The sequence below is a fragment of the Pseudomonas sp. LAIL14HWK12:I10 genome (genome assembly GCF_900184205.1).
Taxonomy (GTDB): Bacteria; Pseudomonadota; Gammaproteobacteria; order Pseudomonadales; family Pseudomonadaceae; genus Aquipseudomonas; species Aquipseudomonas kermanshahensis.
In genome coordinates, this window is record NZ_FXWU01000002.1 from 653,996 (window position 1) to 673,345 (window position 19,350).

Genomic DNA, 19,350 nt, shown 5'->3' on the forward strand with positions numbered 1-19,350 from the left:
GTTGGATGATGTCTAGGGACTAAGGAGATGCACCCTATGAATGGATTCGGTCCGCGACTGCGGGAGGAACGTGAGCGGTTGGGGATGACCCAGCGGGTGTTTGGTGACATTGGCGGAGTCGAGCCCAATGCCCAGGGTAAATACGAAAGTGGCGAACGCACGCCGCGTGCCGATTACCTGGCCGCAGTGGCCGCCCATGGCGTGGATGCCCTCTACGTGCTCAGCGGTGTGCGCACCCCGGCGCCGCTGGAAAACATGACCCAGGATGAGGCCGAATTGCTGGGGGCCTTTCGGCAATTGCCGCTCGCCGATCAAGCAGCGCTCTGGCACTTGCTGGGGCGTTTGTCAGGTGAGGTTAAAAGCCGCGAAACAGTGAGGCCTTTCACACTTGGCCGTCAGGCCTATCTGACAGAAGTTTTGCGTTAGGCCCGCCATGAAAAATTTTGTTAAGGTGGCGGGATCCAATCGCCCTGTAGACGAGGTGTGTGCTTGATTAGGGTCTTAGTGGTCGATGATCACGATCTGGTACGAACCGGTATTACACGCATGCTGGCCGACATCGACGGCTTGCAGGTGGTGGGTGAGGGGGATTCAGGGGAGGCGGCGCTGAAGCTGGCCCGGGAACTGAAGCCGGACGTCGTCCTGATGGACGTGAAAATGCCGGGCATCGGTGGCCTGGAGGCTACCCGTAAACTGTTGCGCAGCCACCCCGACATCAAAGTGGTCGCGGTCACCGTGTGCGAGGAAGACCCATTCCCCACGCGCCTGCTGCAAGCCGGCGCAGCCGGTTACCTGACCAAGGGCGCCGGGCTCGACGAAATGGTCCAGGCCATTCGCCTGGCCTTTGCCGGCCAGCGCTACATCAGCCCGCAAATCGCCCAGCAATTGGCGCTGAAGTCGTTCCAGCCGCAAGGCTCGCCGTTTGATGCTTTGTCCGAGCGGGAAATCCAGATCGCCTTGATGATCGTCGGCTGCCAGAAGGTGCAGATCATCTCGGACAAGTTGTGCCTCTCGCCCAAGACCGTCAATACTTACCGTTATCGGATCTTTGAAAAACTCTCGGTCACCAGCGACGTCGAACTGACCTTGCTGGCCGTTCGCCACGGTATGGTTGACGCAAGCCTGTAAACCTCATGTCCCAAGCTTTTGATGCCAGCGCGTTCCTGGCGACCTGCAGCGGTCGCCCGGGCGTCTACCGTATGTTCGACGCCGAGGCGCGGCTGCTCTACGTGGGCAAGGCCAAAAACCTCAAGAAGCGTCTGGCCAGCTATTTCCGTAAAACCGGACTGGCCCCCAAGACCGCCGCGCTGGTGGGCCGTATCGCCCAGGTCGAGACCACCATCACCGCCAACGAGACCGAGGCACTGCTGCTGGAGCAGAACCTGATCAAGGAATGGCGACCGCCGTACAACATCCTGTTGCGCGACGACAAGTCTTACCCTTATGTCTTCCTGTCTGACGGCGACTTCCCGCGCCTGGGCATCCACCGCGGTGCAAAAAAAGCCAAGGGCCGTTACTTCGGCCCGTACCCCAGCGCCGGCGCCATTCGCGAAAGCCTTAGCCTGTTGCAAAAGGCCTTTTCGGTGCGCCAGTGCGAAGACAGCTACTACGCCAACCGCACCCGGCCGTGCCTGCAGTACCAGATCAAACGCTGCAAAGGGCCGTGTGTCGGCCTGGTGGATAAAGACGAGTACGCCGACGATATCCGCCACTCGGTGATGTTCCTCGAAGGCCGCAGCCAACAGTTGGGCAACGAGCTCAATGCCGAAATGGAGAAGGCCGCCATGGCCCTCAATTTCGAGAAGGCCGCCGAACTGCGCGACCAGATCGCCCTGTTGCGCCGCGTGCAGGACCAGCAGTACATCGAAGGCGGTACCGGCGACGTCGACGTCATCGCGGCCTTCGTCAACCCCGGTGGCGCCTGCGTGCACCTGATCAGCGTGCGTGGCGGGCGGGTGCTGGGCAGCAAAAACTTCTTCCCACAGGTGGGCATCGAGGAGGAGGTGGCTGAAGTCATGGCCGCGTTCCTGTCCCAGTACTACGTGGGCAACGCTGAGCGTGAGCTGCCTGGCGAACTCATCGTCAACGTGGTGCACGAAGACTTCGAAGCCATCAGCGAAGCACTGCAGACCCTACGCGGCCGCGAGCTGACCATCACCCACCGGGTGCGCGGCACTCGGGCCCGCTGGCAGCAATTGGCCGTGACCAACGCCGAACAGGCCCTCAACGCCCGCCTGGCCAATCGCCAGCACATGGCCGCGCGCTTCGAGGCCCTGGCCCAGGTGCTGGGCCTGGACGAAGTGCCGCAGCGCCTGGAGTGCTACGACATCAGCCACTCCAGCGGCGAAGCCACCGTGGCCAGCTGCGTGGTGTTCGGCCCCGAAGGCCCGATCAAGTCCGACTACCGCCGCTTCAACATCGAAGGCGTCACCGCCGGTGACGACTACGCCGCCATGCACCAGGCCCTGACCCGCCGCTACGGCCGCATCAAGGACGGCGAGGGCAAGTTGCCCGACGTCTTGCTGGTGGACGGCGGCAAAGGCCAGTTGAACATGGCCCGCGACGTGATGCAGGAGCTGGCCTTCACCGACCTGACCCTGCTCGGCGTGGCCAAAGGCGTGACCCGCAAGGCCGGTTTCGAAACCCTGTACCTCAACGACGTGCACCACGAGTTCACCCTCAAGGGCGACTCACCGGCGCTGCACCTTATCCAGCAGATCCGCGACGAAGCCCACCGCTTCGCCATCACCGGCCACCGTGCCCGCCGCGGCAAGGCCCGTCGCGTGTCCAGCCTGGAAGACGTGGCCGGGGTCGGCCCCAAGCGCCGGCGCGACCTGCTGAAGCACTTCGGCGGCCTGCAAGAGCTCAACCGCGCCAGTATCGATGAGATCGCCAAAGCCCCCGGCATCAGTAAAAAGCTTGCCGAGTCGATTTATGCCAGCCTGCATAGCGAGTAGAATGCCGGGCTCAACCCGCAGCCAGTCGTACCGATGAATATTCCAAACCTGCTCACCGTTCTACGCGTCCTGCTCATCCCGATCTTCATCCTGCTGTTCTATATGCCCTATCACTGGAGCTATATGGCCGCCAGCAGTGTGTTTGCCGTTGCCGCCGCCACCGACTGGCTGGACGGCTACCTGGCGCGTCGCCTGCAGCAGAGCACGCCGTTCGGTGCCTTCCTGGACCCAGTGGCCGACAAACTGATGGTCGCCGTGGCGCTGGTGCTGCTGGTGCAGGTACATGCCAACTTCTGGCTGACCTTGCCCGCAGCGGTGATCATCGGCCGCGAGATCGTCGTTTCGGCGCTGCGCGAGTGGATGGCCGAACTGGGGGCGAGGGCGCACGTGGCGGTGTCCAACCTCGGCAAGTGGAAGACTGCGGCACAGATGCTGGCGCTGGTCATTCTGTTGGGCAACCCACCTGCGGTGACGATGTGGGTGATTCTGGGTTACGGCCTGCTGCTGGTAGCGGCAGGGCTGACGCTGTGGTCGATGGCGCATTACCTGCTGGCCGCCTGGCCGCACTTGCGCGAAGGCTCGGAACAAAAATAAAACTTTTTTGAATCAAGGGGTTGACGCCGTTTTAGATATCGCTAGAATGGCACCCATCACGACGCGGGAATAGCTCAGTTGGTAGAGCACGACCTTGCCAAGGTCGGGGTCGCGAGTTCGAGTCTCGTTTCCCGCTCCAATTATAGATCTACAGAGTTCCAAGGAAGTCTGTAAGTCGTTGAAAATAGACGCTTCGGCGTCTTTTTTCGTTCCAGTCAGATCCATTGGGATCCATGGGCATCCGGACTTTTTTAGTCCAGAAATTAGTCCATGAAATCCGGGCATCCCTAGTCCCGGTTTGTTGCTGGAGAGGAGCGTCGAGCGTAACGAGCATTTAGCCCTGAACTCATGTTCAGGAGCTCGTACATGGCACTCTCGGATGCAACGGTTCGCCAGGCCAAGGCCACCGGCAAGGACTACACTCTCGGCGATAGCGATGGCCTGTCACTCGGCGTGACAGCGGCTGGGGGCAAGTCGTGGCACTTTCGCTATTCATGGGCTGGCAAGCAGAAACGCATGTCCCTCGGCACCTATCCCGAGGTGGGCCTGCGCCAGGCGCGGTCACTGCGCGATGAGGCGCGGCGACTGATCGCTGAGGGCACCAACCCCCGCGTCCATCGACGGCACCAGCGCCACACGCAGAGCCTAGCCGAGCAGAACACCTTTCAGGCGATGTACGACCTTTGGTTCGCGCATCGCGGCCGCGTGCTCAAGAAGGGGCGGCAAAGCACGCTGGACCAGATTGCCTTGCGCCGTATGGGCTATTTCGGTCTGCTGACCGGGCACGGCATGCGTGGAACACTGTCCACGGCCCTGCATGAAATCGGCTACCCACAAGCGGGCATACAAATTCTGGGCGGCGTAGCGGGTCAGTGCGACGGGGACCGGCGTTGCAGTCGTCTGAACGGAGCTTTCCTGTTTCGCGGTGCCAGCCGAGGTACTGATGATTTTCATGGGCTCCAGCGCCGCACTTTCCTTCGTGGCCTGTGCGGCAGATACGTCGAGCAGAATCAGCTCACCCGTTTGAATGTCCTGCAACTGCACCCGAGTCGGTGCGAGGATCGCGATGTACGCGTGCGTACGCCGTCCGGACTCGACGGATCATTGCGAGTCCAAAGCACAGGCGGTGCAGTCTACTTGCGAGCCAAAAAACCGGACACAACGCAAACCCTGAAGATCCCCGCGAAGGTAGGGTCGCAGTGAAACCAAACTGACAGAGGGGCAGGGTGTCGCGAATGACTTACAGCATGCATGGCTCGCGGTTGGGCCCTGAAGTGAGATGGGCGCTCACGCTTTGCGGTGGCGTATTGTTTTGTGATGTCGCACGGCTGTTGTGGTCGCAACAGGGCTCAGCGATCTGGCCGCTGAGCAGCGAAGGGTTGGCATTCTGGGCGATGAGCCTCGCGGGATACGCAGTATTCGTCTCGCTGGTCCTGCCGTTCATGGGCGGGCTCGTGCGCCGACTCGGCTGGGATGTCATTGCGCTGCTGCCCGCTGCGTGGCGGAGTACAGGTGAGCGTCGGGGGCGCCCGTTAGGGCATGTGGCTGAGCACGATCTATTGGAGCTGGCTCTTCAGGAAAGCAGCGAGTTCTTGCTGGGCTGGTATCAATACCATTTGGAGCGACGGCAAGCGCGGAAGGCATTCATGCAGACCTTGGGCGATCGCGTGTTCGGTTGCCTGGTGTTGGCCCTGGCAGACTGGGCTATCCCTCAGGTGGCAGATCGGTCGGTGACTGCGTTGATTGCCACTGCACTGAATGTGTTTGCGGTTCCCGTCGGGTTGCTAACGCTTGCAAGCGCGTGTTGGTTGCTTAAGCGCACCTGGTTTGTTGCGTACACGACACATTGGATCGACTACTCACCGCTCGACGTTACACTGCGCACGAAGGTCCATAAGGCTCGTGAGCGTACCTTAGCGCTGCTCCCCTTGAGTTGCCGCCAAGTGCAGGCGTTCAATCAGCCACCTGATATGTCCCGCTTGCTGGTAGAGCTCTTGTGCCGAAAGACACACATCTGGCCGCAACAGCGCCAGGCTGCTTTGCCTAACGCCATCGTGCAAGGGTTGGATCAACCCGTGGCGCAGTCCAAGCTTCTGCGCTACCTTCCACAACTGAGGCTGTTTCAGGAAGGCATCCTCGGTCCAGCGCACGGGAACAGTCGCGTGTTGACGATAAGAAGGACTGAGGTCCAAAGCAGTCTGGACAAGCCGCTCTCCATCCGATGGAAGGTTGCCCGCGTGAACCTCGTAGTCAGGGCAGAAGTAGCTGAAACTGTAGAAATGGAAGCCCAGTTCATCGGCGAGGGCAGGGAGTACCTTGAGCAAGGCGGGCAGCGCTCGCAAACGCTCCCAGTCTTGTGCTGTTCTGTTGAGCATCACACCTCCCTGTAGGATCGCTCTTAAGGTCGGAGGATTGGCTCCAAATTGCAGCTACTTCAAATACCGACCGAATCAGTCAACTATAGCCTGGCATTACGTCGAAAGAAATAAACAAAATGTGTGCTGGTGGCACTGTTTGCGCCGTCGAACCTGTGGATGGCACCCGACACTTACTGAGCAATACGGGAGAGGGGCCCCTGTAATGCGGGATATGGCTGCCGCGAGGTGCTCGTGGCGGTTAAAAACACAGAAATGAGCGGGTGACCTGATCGTTTTTTGATCCATTCGCCGCTTTCAAAACCGGCGGGGGCTGAAGTCAGCCAAAAATACATGGCAACTTCAGACCATCCCTAGGTGTTCAGTTCCAGAGAGTCATGGTGCATCCTTAACGCCTCATGAGGAGGATACATTTTGGAAGGACGTGTCCATGGCTCAGCCCGAACGACGCCGCGAGTCCGAGCCGAACTCCAAGTGTTGAAAGAGTCGAATCGAAAGCTCGCCGCCCGCTACCGATTGAACGTGAAGACGGTTATCAAATGGCGATCACGAACCACCACGCAGGATGCTCGGATGGGACCTGCCAAGTCATGCAGTACCAAGCTGACAACCGCTGAAGAGGCGATGGCGGTCGAGTTCCGGCAGCGTACGATGATGCCCCCAGACGACATGCTGGGCCACCTCCTTGATTACTTCCCACAGCTAAGCCGCAGCGCTTTATACCGCTGTCTGGTGCGTCACGGAATCAACCAAGCGCCCCAAAGCGGTACCGCAACCAAGCGCGGAAAATTCGACAAAACGGAGATGGGCTATCTGCACATCGATAGCTCGGAGTTACGTCTTGAAAGCGGTAAGCAGCACCTGTTCGTGGCGATTGAAGGCTCTGTACGAAAAACCTTGATAGTCGGTGATGCTGCGTTTAAAACAGCCTCGGAATGCTCATTTACAACCCGTAAACTCCGCTTTCTCGGCTGTTTTCACCTTGCCTGGCGCAGTGGCTCGGGCACGGCGTTGTCGGTCTGATAGACATGGCGCGTGATGCGCTGCTGCTCGCCAGGGACCTTCTCGATCAGGCGCGCAAGTTGCGTCGCACCTTCAGCGCTGTGAGACCACTCCCAGCGGGTGGATGGGATCTGTTCCAGGTCGCTGCCGACTGGCGCGTGTGCGTAGCGAGTGGCTGCGGTGATTCGCTCTTCACCTTCCCAGGCCCAGGCGTGGTGGGTAATCGGTTGTTGGCCACCAGGGACCAAGGTTTGCAGAACGACGCGAGGTAACGAAGAGTAAGTCGGCCAGTCGTAGGTGACCACTTCCCGTGAACCATCGTCCTCGGTAACCGACGGTGAACGTACTCCCTAACTGGCCATTGCTACGCCCAAGGCTGACAAGCTGCCTCCCTGTGGTGGGCACCGAGCGCGTTTCAAATTCGCGGATTTGCACATGCTTCAGGTCGAAGCAATGGCCAATGATGCCGGCGACGGTGCCGGGCGCGCGGCTGCGGCTGGCGATTACCCCAGCAAAGCTGAGCAGCCGGCTCCAGGGCAGTGCCGTGTCACCTCGCAGCTGCTTGTCATTCAGCCCGAGCAGGGCAAAGACGTACTGTGAGAATCCATCTTTGGCGCCTGGCTGAAAACGGATGTAGTAGCGGTACTTGCGCCAACCGCGATGCAACAGGCTCAGCAGGTAGTGGTTGAAGAAGTCGAAAAAGGCCGGACGCACACCGATACCCTGCGCATGCTCGTAAGCCACCTGTTCCAGGTAATAGGTGGGCAAAGGCGAATCTGTGCCGTGCAAGCCCATGAAGGTGGTGCAGACACGGTAGCGTTGCTCCTCATCGGGCATACGCTCGGCTTTGTAGACATCCGAGACCGGAAAGGTCAGCCGCGGGTCGCAGGCCAGCCGCACACGCCGCCGGGTGGCCTCGTTTGGCCAACGGGGCTCCAGGTCATCTCCGTGCAAGCCATGCAAGCGCTCCAGCAACTGGAAGTAGTTGTAGCGGTGCGCGTCGGCGAGCAGCTTGTCGGCTAGATCAGCGGTTGTTTGCCGGTCTGGATTGGCCATGTGTAGTGCTCGTTGTTGGTGATATTGATCACTTCCAGTTGATGGAAGGAATTGATGCTGGCGTACAGGGCATGGTGTCGATATTCTGGAGCAGCTGACTGGTCCTGCGGCGCCGCTGCACAGATTGCTGGAAACAGTGAAAGACAATACTTCGCTGTCTTCTTCGTTGGCTATCGAGGTGCCCGACGAGACAACTGGCCCGCGGCCTACCAACAGCAAGCCCGAGCAGCTACAAGCCGTGGCCATCCAGCGTGCGTTCGCTGGCCTGAATACCATGCTGCAGGCAACGGGAGAAAAGCCGAGCTACTACGATGAAACGGTCGCTGCCATTGCCGCTGTTCATGAGTACGCCAAGGCCGTGCAAGACAGCCCTGAGCGCGGCAAAGCCGCGTTGCACGCCGTGCTTCAACGTTTCTCCATGACCGGGCACGACCCGATTGGCACGTTGCAGCGGGTCGCTACCGGTTTGCCGGAACCGATCAATCAACAGGTCAAGAAAGTTGCGGACCAGACAGCGCGAGTGCTGAACGTTGAAGCGCTCCGTGAGCTGGAACGACGTTGGGATGCCGAGGTGTACAGCTTCTTCCAGCAGCGCTTGGCAGGGCGTTACCCCTTCGTGGTGCGAGCGCCCGATGCTTCTTTGGATGACTTCGAGGCGTTCTTCGGGCCGAAAGGGCGCCTGCAGCAGTTTCATGACCAATACCTCAAAGTCTTCCTCAAGGACAATCTCGAAGCCTTGCAGGCCAGTCGACAGGGGCAGTCCTTAATCCGCAGCGATGTGATCGAGCAGTTGGAACTGGCGGATCGCATTCGCGAAACCTTCTTCGATCAGCGCGGCAACCTGAGCGTGCAGTTCAGTATCGAGCCCTTGGGGCTGAGTGCGAACCAGCGCACCAGCTTGCTGGATTTGGATGGCCAGCTGATTTCCTACACGCATGGCCCCACCCAGATTGTCGGCGTTGTCTGGCCCAATACCCTGGGGCAGCAAGTGCGCAGCAACCTCACCTTGCTCCGACAGAACGGCAATAGCAGCAGTTTGGAGTATCGCGGCCCTTGGTCAATGTTCCGCCTGCTCAGCCGAGGTTCGCTAAATGGCCGTACAGCCACCAGTGTGGACTTGAGCTTTAGAACGGGAGACGGCGTGATGCGTTATCGCCTGAACGCTGAAAAAGCATTCAACCCCATCACCCAGCAGCCCTTCAAAGGTTTCACCTTACCGCGAGGTTTGCTTGAGCAGTCAGCGTCAAGGGGGGGAGTGGCCGAAGTACCTACGGTCCTGTAGTGCTAGCCCACGCTTTACGGAGCGAGAGGCAATTCGACAATAAGAACTAAAAAGGAATTGATCATGGACATATTGATGGGTGTCGTAGCGGCCCTGTGCTGGGGCGCTACAGACTTTCTGGTCGGCCTGAACGCAAGGCTATTTGGTGTCCAGCGCTCGGTATTCCTCGGGCGGGCGCGGTGGTGCTGCACTTCGTAGCCTGAGTTAGCGCGAGCCAGTGAATGTGAATGTCGTAGCGTCATCAGGCCCAAAAGCCAAACAGCACCAACGCCGCAACACCCAGCCCAACCGCAATCGAACACCCGCCCAACGACAGTGCCGCCCGGCCTTGCCGGTACCAACCGTCATGGCCCAGCTGCCGTGCTGGCGCCAGCAGGCTGCGCCAGCGCAGCTCCGTATCGTGAAACGCCTGTAAGTTCGCCTGGTCCGCATCCAGCCAACGGCGAAAGTCGATTCGCTCGCAGGCCGTCACCTGGGGGCTTTGCAACCGCACATACCATTGCCCGGCAACACTCGCCAACACATCGCGGCGGGAGCGGCCTGCTTGCAGTGCCTGGTCCATATGCCGCTCGATGCTTGCCAAGGGCAAATCGAGCCGGGCAGCAATGCTGGCAAAGTCCAGTTGGTCGAGGCGGTTGAGCAGGAACACTTGCTGGACACGCCGAGGCAGCCGTTTCAAGCCGTGCAACAGTTCATTGTCGGCATCGGGCGCGGCGGCAGGGGATTCGTGCTCAAGGGGCAGCAGCAGACGGGTCATGGACAGCTCCTTGCTCAATGGGGGAGGGATGGGGGCATCTTCCTTGATGCGTAATCAGCGTAGTTGAAACGAGATTGATTCTCAAGTGCTGATTCCGCAAAGTTTTGTAATGAGCGTTCACGGTCTGACACACTTTTGCTATCATGCCGGCCATTCACGATCTTCATTAGCCTGAAGAGCCAAAAAAAAAGACCCGGCAAAAAGCCGGGTCAAAAACCGTGATTAGCCTGATGAGGAGATAATCTGAGAGCGACCTAAGCTCCAGGTTATCCAGCAGATCTCGCGATCAGCTGAGTGCAATAATAATCGTTATCATTTGCCAGTCAAATGATATTTCGCTAATTCGGTAAGAAAGTTTTACCGATGCGCTTCCTTGTCCCGGCAATCGGGGCCATTGCCGTTACACGGCCATCACGTCTCTCCCTTCCTTTTTACCTACAGACCCGTCTGCACGGTGCGTTTGTGCTCCAGCAGTGCGCGTGCCATGTCCATCATGTGCATCAAGGCGAAGGTCAGCTCGCGCTGCGTACCGTGCTGGTGCACGGCGGTTTCTTGTGCGGTGGCGGCGGCGCAGCGGAGCAGGGCGATGGCGTGCTCCTGGGCTTGGTCACCGGTTACGCCTTCGTGCAGCGTCCAGATTTTGTTCTCGATGGTGGGGCGTGGTGGGTTGGGGTTGAGGTAGTAGTCGAGGGCGCGGCGGGCCGCTTCGCTGTCGAGATCTGTTTCTTCGTTTTTCGGTGGTTTCATCCTGATACCTGCAAATGCCAATAGGGAAAAGGTTCAGGTCGATACTAATACCTTAAGTATTTTCATGCTTTCTGATAAATAATACAGGATGTTTATTGAGCGCTTGAAGGCAGTCCGTATCGTGCCAGCGATGAATATGGATAAATGGATTGCCCTCGTCCGTGACCGGATGGAGGAGCTTGGGCTCACCCAAGAACAGCTAGCCGAACGCGTTGGCGTGTCTCAAGGCAGTGTGGGGCATTGGGTGAACAAACGGCGCCAGCCGAAGATCGAGTCGATGAACCGCACGTTTGTCGAGATTGGCATGCCCCACTACAACGTCAGCTTGCAACTGCGCATTGTGGGCCAGGTAGGCGAGGACCGCGGCAGCTATGACATGGATGACACCGACGATGACCTGGACCTCATGCAATACATCGTGTGCTTCCGCTACCCGGTGCTGGGCTGGGATGAGCTAGAGGGGGCAGAGGCGAGCGTATTCGAGCAGACGGACTACCTGGCCAAGGGCAAGGCGTTCTGGCTGACCGTTGAGAATGAAGCGATGAGCGCCGCCAGTGGCCGCAGTGTGCCGCAGGGGATGCGGATGCTGGTGGACCCTGGGGTGGAGGTTGAGCCGGGGCGTTTGGTTATCGCTCGGCAGCCGGGCAAACCGGCGATTTTTCGTGAGCTGGCTGAGGAAGGTGGGCAGCGGTATCTGAAGGCCTTGAACAGCAATTACCCAACGCTGTTATGCGAAGACGGCTGTGAGTTTTTGGGGGTGGTTGTGCGGGTGCATGGCAGCTTCTAGCGTACTGGGGCTGCTTTGCAGCCCTTTCCGAACGGCCCGGCGCCCAGGCAAGGCCGCTATTGGATGCACGGCTGGGTTGTCGTGGCGCCTGTGAGATCGAGCGCCGCCCGCGCGGCGCGTCGCAGCACAAGGCTGCTCCTACAGGTGTTTCGGGCCAATTATTCCTGTGGCATGGGCGCGCGGCCCCTTGGTTCACTCCACCAGCTCGACCAGCACGGTCCCTTCGCTGACCATATCCCCTTCCTGGCAGAACAGCGCCTTCACCGTGCCGGCATGCGGCGCACGAATGCTGTGCTCCATCTTCATGGCCTCCAGCACCACCAGCGCTGTGCCGGCTTCTACCACCTGGCCTGGCTCGACCAATACCCGCACGATGCTGCCGTTCATGGGCGCGCCCAGGCCGCCTTGGTGGCTGTGGCTGGCCTCGGCTTCGGCGATGGGGTCGAAGGCTTCGATGGCATGCATTTCACCTTCCCAGCGCAGGTACAACGTGGCTCCGCGGCGTATCGCCAGGTGCTGGCGGCGCAAGCCCGCCTGGTCGTGTACCAGTTGCTCGCCGTTGAGTTGCCAGGTGGATGTCGCGCTACGTTCCAGTGCCACCGCCTGGTCTTGCCCGGCGCTGGTCAGGTGCAGGCTGCTGCGCGCGGGCAAGCCCAGGCGCAGGCCAGTGCGTTCAGCCCACGGCGAGCGTTTGTCGTCGTCCCGTTGCTGGCCGGCCTGGCCTTGCAGCCAGGCTTCTGCGGCGGCTTCCCAGAAGGGCGCTGGCAGCGCTTGGGGGGCGGGCAGCAGAACGTCCTGGTGACGTGGGATAAACCCGGTGTCGAGCTCGGCGTCGGCAAACGCTGGGTGCGCGAGGATGCGCCGCAGGAAGGCGATGTTGGTCTTCAGCCCGCCGATGGCAAACTCATCGAGCATCGCCAGCAGGCGCAGGCGTGCCTGCTCACGGTCTTCACCCCAGGCAATCAGCTTGCCCAGCATCGGGTCGTAAAACGGCGACACCACGTCCCCCTCGCTGACCCCGCTGTCGACCCGGCGCCCTTCGCCCGGCGCCGACTCGCGGTACAGCGTCAGCGTGCCAGTGGCCGGCAGAAATTCGTTGGCTGGGTCCTCGGCATACAGGCGCACCTCGATGGCGTGGCCAATCAGCGGTACCTGGTCCTGCGTGATCGGCAACGCCTCGCCACAGGCCACGCGGATCTGCCAGGCCACCAGGTCGAGGCCGGTGATGGCTTCGGTGACCGGGTGCTCGACCTGCAGGCGGGTGTTCATCTCCATGAAGAAGAATTCGCCACGGGCATCGAGCAGGAATTCCACCGTGCCTGCACCCACATAGCCGATGGCTTGGGCGGCGCGCACTGCGGCCTCGCCCATGGCCCGGCGCAGCTCGGGCGACAAGCCGGGGGCGGGGGCTTCTTCGACCACCTTCTGGTGGCGGCGCTGGATCGAGCAGTCTCGTTCGTTGAGGTACAGGCAGTTGCCGTGCTGGTCGGCGAACACCTGGATTTCTACGTGGCGGGGCTTGAGTACGTACTTTTCAACCAGCATGCGGGCATCGCCGAACGACGATTGCGCCTCGCGCTGCGCCGAGGCCAGGGCGTCGGCCAGTTGGCTTTCGTCCTCGACCACTTTCATGCCCTTGCCACCTCCACCGGCGCTGGCCTTCAGCAGTACCGGGTAGCCGATGCGCTCGGCGGCGGCGCGGAAGGTTTCCAAATCTTGAGCTTCGCCATGGTAGCCCGGTACCAGGGGCACGCCGGCAGCTTCCATCAGTGCTTTGGCCGCTGACTTGCTGCCCATCGCGTCGATGGCGCTGGCCGGTGGGCCGAGGAAGATCAGCCCGGCGTGTTCGATGGCGCGGGCAAAGCCAGCGTTTTCTGAAAGAAAGCCATAGCCCGGGTGGATGGCCTGGGCGCCGCTGGCTTTGGCGGCGGCCAGCAGTTTGTCGACCTGCAGGTAGCTTTCGGCGGCCTTGGTGCCGCCGAGGTCGACGCGGATATCGGCCTCGCGGCTGTGCCGGGCGTCACGGTCGGTGGCGCTGTGCACGGCGACGGTGGTCAGGCCCATGGCCTTGGCGGTGCGCATCACCCGGCAGGCGATTTCACCGCGGTTGGCGACCAGCAGGGTGGTCAACGGGGTGCGGCTCATGGGCGCGGCTCCTTGTTGTCGTCGGTTTGCCAGGCAGGGCGGCGCTTTTCGAGGAAGGCGCGTAGGCCCTCCTGGCCTTCGGCGCTGACGCGGATGCGGGCGATGGTGTTTTCGCAGTAGCGGCGCAGGGCAGGGCTCAGCTCGCCGTCGTCGACCTCGCGTAGCAGGTCTTTGCTGGCGCGCAGGGCTTGCGGGCTGTTGAGCAGCAGGTTGGCGACCCAGGCCTCGACGTGGGCATCCAGCTCGTGGGCGGGGTACACCTCGGCCAGCAGGCCCAGTTCACGGGCCCGCACGCCGCTGAAGCGCTCGGCGGTGAGGGCGTAGCGGCGGGTAGCGCGTTCGCCGATGGCCTTGACCACGAATGGGCTGATCACGGCCGGGGCCAGGCCGATGCGCACTTCCGACAGGCACAGTTGGGCGTCTTCGGCGCCGATGGCCATGTCGCAGCAACTGATCAGGCCCAGGGCGCCGCCAAAGGCCGCGCCTTGCACCACGGCCAGGGTCGGCGCCTTGAGCCGGTGCAGGGCGTACATCAGCTCGCCGAGCTCGTGGGCGTCATCGAGGTTGGTGTTGAAGTCCAATTGCGCAGACTGCTGCATCCAGGCCAGGTCGGCGCCGGCGCTGAAGTGCCGGCCACGGCCACGCAGCAGCAGAAAACGCAGGCTGCTGTCTTCGGCGATCTGGCCGAGGGCGACGATCAGTTCGCGGATCATCTGTGCGTTGAAGGCGTTGTTCTTGTCTTCGCGGCTGAGCCACAGGGTGGCGAAGCCGCGAGGGTCCTTGACCACTTCTAGGGTGCTGAAATCGTTCATGGGTCACATCCGGAAAATGCCGAAGCGGCTCTGTTCGATCGGGGCGTTCAGCGCAGCAGACAACGCCAGGCCGAGCACGTCGCGGGTTTGCGCCGGGTCGATAACGCCGTCGTCCCACAGCCGGGCGCTGGAGTAGTAGGGGTGGCCCTGGTGTTCGTACTGGTCGAGGATCGGCTGCTTGAGCTTGGCTTCGTCTTCGGCGCTGAACGGCTGACCGCTGCGCTCGCTTTGTTCGCGCTTGACCTGGGCCAGCACGCCAGCGGCTTGTTCGGCACCCATCACGCCGATGCGTGCGTTGGGCCACATCCACAGGAAGCGGGGGTCGTAAGCGCGGCCGCACATGCCATAGTTGCCGGCACCGAAGCTGCCACCGATGATCACGGTGAACTTCGGCACCTGGGCACAGGCCACTGCGGTTACCAGCTTGGCGCCGTGCTTGGCGATGCCGCCTTCTTCGTACTTTTTGCCGACCATGAAGCCGGTGATGTTCTGCAGGAACAGCAGCGGGATGCCGCGCTGGCAAGCCAGCTCGATGAAGTGCGCGCCTTTTTGCGCGGCTTCGGCAAACAGAATGCCGTTGTTGGCCAGGATCGCGATCGGGTAGCCGTGCAGGTGGGCGAAGCCGCACACCAAGGTGGTGCCGAACAGTGCCTTGAACTCGTCGAACACCGAGCCATCGACCAGGCGGGCGATGACCTCGCGCACATCGAACGGTTGCTTGGCGTCGGCCGGCACCACGCCGTACAGCTCATCGGCAGCGTACAGCGGGGCGATGGGCGCCTGGCACTGCAGTTTGCCCAGCTTGTGCCAGTTGAGGTTGGCCACGCTGCGCCGGGCCAGGGCCAGGGCGTGTTCGTCATTGTCGGCGTAGTGGTCGGCCACGCCGCTGATGCGGCAGTGCACGTCGGCGCCGCCGAGGTCTTCGGCACTCACCACTTCACCGGTCGCGGCCTTTACCAGCGGCGGGCCAGCCAGGAAGATAGTGGCCTGCTGGCGCACCATGATCGCTTCGTCGGCCATGGCGGGCACATAGGCGCCACCGGCGGTGCACGAGCCCATGACCACGGCGAGCTGCGGGATGCCCAGCGCGCTCATGTTGGCCTGGTTGAAGAAAATGCGCCCGAAGTGCTCGCGGTCGGGGAACACTTCGTCCTGGCGGGGCAGGTTGGCGCCGCCGGAGTCCACCAGGTAGATGCACGGCAGGCGGTTTTGCAGGGCGATGGTCTGCGCGCGCAGGTGCTTTTTGACGGTCAGCGGGTAGTACGAGCCGCCTTTGACCGTGGCGTCGTTGGCCACGATCATGCATTCCACGCCTTCTACCCGGCCAATGCCAGCAATCACGCCGGCGGCCGGCACGTCTTCGCCATACACCTCGTGGGCCGCCAGCTGGCCGATTTCAAGGAAGGGGGAGCCTGCGTCCAGCAGGCGGTCGATGCGTTCACGCGGCAGCAGTTTGCCGCGTGAGGTGTGCCGTTCCTGGGCCTTGGGGCCGCCGCCCTGCGCAATGTGCGCGAGCAGGCCACGCAGGGCCTGGACCTGTTCGAGCATGGCCGCGCTGTTGCCGGCGAATTCCGCCGAACGCGGGTTGATCTGGGTATGCAAGGTAGCCATGTGCGCCCGTCCCTTGTGCTCAGCGGGTTTCGTTGAACAATTCGCGGCCGATCAACATCCGGCGGATTTCGCTGGTGCCAGCGCCGATTTCGTACAGTTTGGCGTCGCGCAGCAGGCGGCCCGCCGGGAACTCGTTGATGTAGCCGTTGCCGCCCAGAATCTGGATCGCTTCCAGGGCCATTTGCGTGGCGCGTTCGGCGGTGTACAGGATGACCCCGGCGGCGTCCTTGCGGGTGGTCTCGCCGCGGTCGCAGGCCTGGGCCACCGCGTACAGGTAGGCGCGGCTGGCGTTGAGCTGGGTGTACATGTCGGCGATCTTGCCTTGGATCAGCTGGAATTCGCCGATGCTTTGGCCAAACTGCTTGCGGTCATGGATGTAGGGCACCACCAGGTCCATGCAGCTTTGCATGATGCCGGTCGGGCCGCCGGACAGCACCACGCGCTCGTAGTCCAGGCCGCTCATCAGCACGCGCACGCCGCCGTTGAGTTGGCCGAGGATGTTTTCTTCCGGTACTTCGACGTCATCGAAGAACAGCTCGCAGGTGTTGGAGCCACGCATGCCCAGCTTGTCGAACTTGTTGCTGCGGCTGAAGCCTTTCCAGTCGCGTTCGACGATGAACGCGGTAATGCCGTGTGCGCCCTTGTCCAGGTCGGTCTTGGCATAGATCACGTAGGTGTTGGCGTCGGGGCCGTTGGTGATCCAGGTCTTGCTGCCGTTGAGCACGTAGCGGTCGCCGCGTTTTTCGGCGCGCAGCTTCATCGACACCACGTCGGAGCCGGCGTTAGGTTCGCTCATGGCCAGGGCGCCGATGTGCTCGCCGCTGATCAGCTTGGGCAGGTACTTGAGCTTTTGCTCATGGGTGCCGTTGCGGTTGATCTGGTTGACGCAGAGGTTGGAGTGGGCGCCGTAGGACAGGGCGACCGAGGCCGAGGCGCGGCTGATTTCTTCCATCGACACCACGTGGGCCAGGTAGCCCAGGCCGGCGCCGCCGTACTCTTCCGACACGGTGATGCCCAGCAGGCCCATGTCACCGAACTTGCGCCACATGTCGGCGGGGAACAGGTTGTCGTGGTCGATCTGTGCGGCGCGCGGCGCCAGTTCGGCGGCGACGAAGGTGCTGACCTGGTCGCGGAGCATGTCGATGGTTTCGCCCAGGGCGAAGTTCAGGGAGGGGTAATGCATGCGGGGGCACCTTCTTGTTCTTGAAATTGGATAACACCGTAGCTCATGGATTCGCCGCCGACCCCTGTGGGAGCGGGCTTGCCCCGCGAATGCGTCAGCAGGGCCACCGTCATTGCCTGGATGATCGCTTTCGCGGGGCAAGCCCGCTCCCACAGAGTTCGGCTTAGGTCGATAGATGCGGTGTCGTTCATCACCTTTACGTTAACGTAAACCTGCCTTCAGTCACTGTCAATCGCCTCATCACCTTTACGTAAACGTAAATCTGCGCCAGAGTATCTCCCGCTTGCTTCAGTCGTGCCCAGAACAACCACAAGAAGGGACACCCATGAGTCAACCGAGCTATACCCGCGGTCGCCAGGACCGGCCTTTGCTGACCCAAACCATCGGCCAGGCCTTCGATGCCACCGTGGTCCGCTGCGCCGATGGCGAAGCGTTGGTGGCGCGCCACCAGGGCCTGCGCTACAGCTGGCGGCAGTTGGCCGAACAGGTCGATGTGCACGCCCGCGCCTTGATGGCCCTGGGCGTGAACACCGGCGACCGCGTGGGCATCTGGTCGCCCAACTGCGCCCAGTGGTGCATCCTGCAGCTGGCCAGCGCCAAGGTTGGCGCGATCCTGGTCAACATCAACCCGGCGTATCGCGTCGGCGAGCTGGAATACGTGCTGCGCCAGTCTGGCTGCCGCTGGCTAGTGTGCGCCGATTCCTTCAAGACGTCGGATTACCACGCCATGGTCCAGGGCCTGGTGCCGGAGCTGGCCAGCGTTGCCCCCGGTGAATTGGCCAGTGAACGCCTGCCCGAGCTGCGCGGGGTGATCAGCCTGGCTGCCCAACCGCCGCAGGGCTTCTTGCCCTGGCAAGCGCTGGCCGAGCGGGCAGGGCAGACCACGCTCGAGGCCTTCACGGCCCGGCAGCAGAGCCTGCAGTTCGACCAACCGGTGAACATCCAGTACACCTCCGGCACCACCGGCGCGCCCAAGGGCGCCACGCTCAGCCACTACAACATCCTCAACAATGGCTTGATGGTCGGCGAAAGCCTGGGCCTGACCTCGGCCGACCGCATGGTCATCCCGGTGCCGCTGTACCACTGCTTCGGCATGGTCATGGCCAACCTCGGTTGCATCACCCACGGCAGCACCATGGTCTACCCCAACGACGCCTTCGACGCCGAACTCACCCTGCGCGCCGTGGCCGAAGAACGCGCCAGCATCCTCTATGGCGTGCCCACCATGTTCATCGCCATGCTCGACCACCCGGCCCGTCAGGCCATGGACCTCTCGAGCCTGCGCAGCGGCATCATGGCCGGTGCCACCTGCCCGATCGAAGTGATGCGCCGGGTAATCGACCAGATGCACATGGCTGAAGTGCAAATTGCCTATGGCATGACCGAGACCAGCCCGGTGTCCCTGCAAACCGGCCCGGACGACGAGCTTGAGCTGCGTGTGGCCACGGTCGGGCGCACCCAGCCGCAGTTGGAGAACAAGCTGGTGGACGCCGACGGCTGCATTGTTGCCAGGGGCGAAATCGGCGAGCTGTGCACGCGGGGCTACAGCGTGATGCTCGGGTATTGGGACAACCCGCAGGCCACGGCGGATGCCATCGACCCAGCCGGCTGGATGCACTCGGGCGACTTGGCGGTCATGGACGAACAGGGGTATGTGCGTATCGTCGGGCGCAACAAGGACATGATCATCCGCGGCGGCGAGAACATCTATCCGCGCGAGCTGGAGGAGTTTTTCTATACCCACCCGGCAATCGCGGATGCCCAGGTGATCGGCATCCCGTGCAACCGTTACGGCGAAGAAATCGTGGCCTGGATCAAACTGCACCCCGGGCACAGCGCCACGGTCGATGAGCTGCAGAGCTGGTGCAAGGCACGCATCGCGCACTACAAGGTGCCGCGGCATATCCGCTTTGTTGACGAGTTCCCGATGACGGTGACAGGGAAGGTGCAGAAGTTCAGGATGCGGGAGATCAGTGTTTCGGAAATCAACAGGACCTGTTGATTCAAAGTAACCTTCTTGTTCATAACAGCTAATGCGAACA

Annotated in this window: 15 protein-coding genes, 1 tRNA gene and 4 pseudogenes; 11 read left to right on the forward strand and 9 right to left on the reverse strand. The window is 61.8% G+C overall.

What is annotated here, in order from left to right; all coding sequences use genetic code 11:
• Positions 1-36 precede the first annotated feature (36 nt).
• The 6 genes and pseudogenes from QOS90_RS06890 to QOS90_RS06915 all read left to right on the forward strand — a co-directional run.
• Positions 37-426, forward strand: coding sequence for a helix-turn-helix domain-containing protein (locus QOS90_RS06890; protein WP_027592795.1), 390 nt, complete (start codon positions 37-39; stop codon positions 424-426).
• Between the two features lie 63 nt (positions 427-489).
• Positions 490-1,128: a response regulator transcription factor GacA gene (gene gacA / locus QOS90_RS06895; protein ID WP_027592794.1), complete on the forward strand. Its 639-nt coding sequence runs from the start codon at positions 490-492 to the stop codon at positions 1,126-1,128.
• 5 nt (positions 1,129-1,133) lie between these two features.
• Positions 1,134-2,957 carry an excinuclease ABC subunit UvrC gene (uvrC, locus tag QOS90_RS06900; protein WP_085272601.1) on the forward strand — a complete coding sequence of 608 codons (1,824 nt, stop codon included), beginning with the start codon at positions 1,134-1,136 and terminating at the stop codon, positions 2,955-2,957.
• 33 nt (positions 2,958-2,990) lie between these two features.
• Positions 2,991-3,551 carry a CDP-diacylglycerol--glycerol-3-phosphate 3-phosphatidyltransferase gene (gene pgsA / locus QOS90_RS06905; protein ID WP_027592792.1) on the forward strand — a complete coding sequence of 187 codons (561 nt, stop codon included), beginning with the start codon at positions 2,991-2,993 and terminating at the stop codon, positions 3,549-3,551.
• Between the two features lie 63 nt (positions 3,552-3,614).
• Positions 3,615-3,690, forward strand: a tRNA-Gly gene (locus QOS90_RS06910).
• A 227-nt stretch (positions 3,691-3,917) separates the two neighbouring features.
• Positions 3,918-4,286 (forward strand): annotated as a pseudogene (locus tag QOS90_RS06915) (Arm DNA-binding domain-containing protein); the annotation flags it as partial.
• On the opposite strand, the gene QOS90_RS06920 reads toward QOS90_RS06915, so the two are convergent.
• Positions 4,197-4,595, reverse strand: a complete 399-nt coding sequence (locus tag QOS90_RS06920; RefSeq protein ID WP_256577359.1) for a DUF3438 family protein — start codon at positions 4,593-4,595, stop codon at positions 4,197-4,199. The pseudogene QOS90_RS06915 and the gene QOS90_RS06920 sit on opposite strands and share 90 nt — an antisense overlap.
• On the opposite strand from QOS90_RS06920, the gene QOS90_RS06925 reads away from it, so the two are divergent.
• On the forward strand, positions 4,575-4,754 hold the full coding sequence (locus QOS90_RS06925) for a DUF3438 family protein (RefSeq protein WP_256577360.1): 180 nt from the start codon (positions 4,575-4,577) through the stop codon (positions 4,752-4,754). The two genes, QOS90_RS06920 and QOS90_RS06925, sit on opposite strands and share 21 nt — an antisense overlap.
• 710 nt (positions 4,755-5,464) lie before the next feature.
• On the opposite strand, the gene QOS90_RS27570 is transcribed toward QOS90_RS06925, so the two are convergent.
• Positions 5,465-5,926, reverse strand: a complete 462-nt coding sequence (locus QOS90_RS27570; RefSeq protein WP_085272602.1) for an autoinducer binding domain-containing protein — start codon at positions 5,924-5,926, stop codon at positions 5,465-5,467.
• Between the two features lie 414 nt (positions 5,927-6,340).
• On the opposite strand from QOS90_RS27570, the pseudogene QOS90_RS06935 reads away from it, so the two are divergent.
• A pseudogene (locus QOS90_RS06935) lies at positions 6,341-6,805 on the forward strand (transposase family protein); the annotation flags it as partial.
• A 441-nt stretch (positions 6,806-7,246) separates the two neighbouring features.
• Here the strand turns inward: QOS90_RS06935 and tssG are convergent.
• Positions 7,247-7,984, reverse strand: a pseudogene (gene tssG / locus QOS90_RS06940) (type VI secretion system baseplate subunit TssG); the annotation flags it as partial.
• Between the two features lie 70 nt (positions 7,985-8,054).
• Here tssG and QOS90_RS06945 point away from each other — a divergent pair.
• Positions 8,055-9,266 (forward strand): annotated as a pseudogene (locus QOS90_RS06945) (type VI secretion IcmF C-terminal domain-containing protein); the annotation flags it as partial.
• Positions 9,267-9,507: 241 nt separating this feature from the next.
• On the opposite strand, the gene QOS90_RS06955 reads toward QOS90_RS06945, so the two are convergent.
• Together QOS90_RS06955 and QOS90_RS06960 are read right to left on the reverse strand one after the other, a co-directional pair.
• Entirely contained in the window at positions 9,508-10,023 is a 516-nt protein-coding gene (locus tag QOS90_RS06955; protein WP_027592790.1) for a DUF4880 domain-containing protein, read from the reverse strand.
• Between the two features lie 435 nt (positions 10,024-10,458).
• The gene (locus tag QOS90_RS06960; RefSeq protein WP_027592789.1) at positions 10,459-10,770 is read right to left on the reverse strand and encodes a DUF6124 family protein; all 312 of its coding nucleotides are present in this window, start codon (positions 10,768-10,770) and stop codon (positions 10,459-10,461) included.
• A gap of 88 nt (positions 10,771-10,858) precedes the next feature.
• Here QOS90_RS06960 and QOS90_RS06965 point away from each other — a divergent pair, with 88 nt between their 5' ends.
• A complete protein-coding gene (locus QOS90_RS06965) occupies positions 10,859-11,557 on the forward strand; it encodes a LexA family transcriptional regulator (RefSeq protein WP_033693983.1) in 699 nt (232 codons plus the stop codon).
• Between the two features lie 192 nt (positions 11,558-11,749).
• Here QOS90_RS06965 and QOS90_RS06970 read toward each other — a convergent pair whose 3' ends face one another.
• From QOS90_RS06970 to QOS90_RS06985, 4 genes are read right to left on the reverse strand one after another with little or no spacing between them, the layout of a single operon-like run.
• On the reverse strand, positions 11,750-13,702 hold the full coding sequence (locus QOS90_RS06970) for an acetyl/propionyl/methylcrotonyl-CoA carboxylase subunit alpha (RefSeq protein ID WP_027592787.1): 1,953 nt from the start codon (positions 13,700-13,702) through the stop codon (positions 11,750-11,752).
• Positions 13,699-14,514 (reverse strand): gamma-carboxygeranoyl-CoA hydratase, encoded by an 816-nt coding sequence (locus tag QOS90_RS06975; RefSeq protein WP_027592786.1) that lies wholly within the window; start codon positions 14,512-14,514, stop codon positions 13,699-13,701. Before QOS90_RS06975 ends, QOS90_RS06970 begins: the two co-directional genes overlap by 4 nt.
• Before the next feature lie 3 nt (positions 14,515-14,517).
• Entirely contained in the window at positions 14,518-16,125 is a 1,608-nt protein-coding gene (locus tag QOS90_RS06980) for a carboxyl transferase domain-containing protein (RefSeq protein WP_027592785.1), read from the reverse strand.
• Between the two features lie 19 nt (positions 16,126-16,144).
• Positions 16,145-17,308 carry an isovaleryl-CoA dehydrogenase gene (locus QOS90_RS06985; RefSeq protein ID WP_027592784.1) on the reverse strand — a complete coding sequence of 388 codons (1,164 nt, stop codon included), beginning with the start codon at positions 17,306-17,308 and terminating at the stop codon, positions 16,145-16,147.
• Between the two features lie 325 nt (positions 17,309-17,633).
• Here QOS90_RS06985 and QOS90_RS06990 point away from each other — a divergent pair, with 325 nt between their 5' ends.
• Positions 17,634-19,310, forward strand: coding sequence for an AMP-binding protein (locus QOS90_RS06990; protein WP_085272605.1), 1,677 nt, complete (start codon positions 17,634-17,636; stop codon positions 19,308-19,310).
• The last annotated feature ends 40 nt before the right edge of the window (positions 19,311-19,350 follow it).

Bases quoted from the DNA above. Each gene is read 5' to 3' on its own strand.
- QOS90_RS06890 (WP_027592795.1), top strand. From the start codon at position 37: ATGAATGGATTCGGTCCGCGACTGCGGGAGGAACGTGAGCGGTTGGGG.
- uvrC (WP_085272601.1), top strand. From the start codon at position 1,134: ATGTCCCAAGCTTTTGATGCCAGCGCGTTCCTGGCGACCTGCAGCGGT.
- pgsA (WP_027592792.1), top strand. From the start codon at position 2,991: ATGAATATTCCAAACCTGCTCACCGTTCTACGCGTCCTGCTCATCCCG.
- QOS90_RS27570 (WP_085272602.1), bottom strand. From the start codon at position 5,926: ATGCTCAACAGAACAGCACAAGACTGGGAGCGTTTGCGAGCGCTGCCC.
- QOS90_RS06955 (WP_027592790.1), bottom strand. From the start codon at position 10,023: ATGACCCGTCTGCTGCTGCCCCTTGAGCACGAATCCCCTGCCGCCGCG.
- QOS90_RS06960 (WP_027592789.1), bottom strand. From the start codon at position 10,770: ATGAAACCACCGAAAAACGAAGAAACAGATCTCGACAGCGAAGCGGCC.
- QOS90_RS06965 (WP_033693983.1), top strand. From the start codon at position 10,859: ATGTTTATTGAGCGCTTGAAGGCAGTCCGTATCGTGCCAGCGATGAAT.
- QOS90_RS06970 (WP_027592787.1), bottom strand. From the start codon at position 13,702: ATGAGCCGCACCCCGTTGACCACCCTGCTGGTCGCCAACCGCGGTGAA.
- QOS90_RS06975 (WP_027592786.1), bottom strand. From the start codon at position 14,514: ATGAACGATTTCAGCACCCTAGAAGTGGTCAAGGACCCTCGCGGCTTC.
- QOS90_RS06980 (WP_027592785.1), bottom strand. From the start codon at position 16,125: ATGGCTACCTTGCATACCCAGATCAACCCGCGTTCGGCGGAATTCGCC.
- QOS90_RS06985 (WP_027592784.1), bottom strand. From the start codon at position 17,308: ATGCATTACCCCTCCCTGAACTTCGCCCTGGGCGAAACCATCGACATG.
- QOS90_RS06990 (WP_085272605.1), top strand. From the start codon at position 17,634: ATGAGTCAACCGAGCTATACCCGCGGTCGCCAGGACCGGCCTTTGCTG.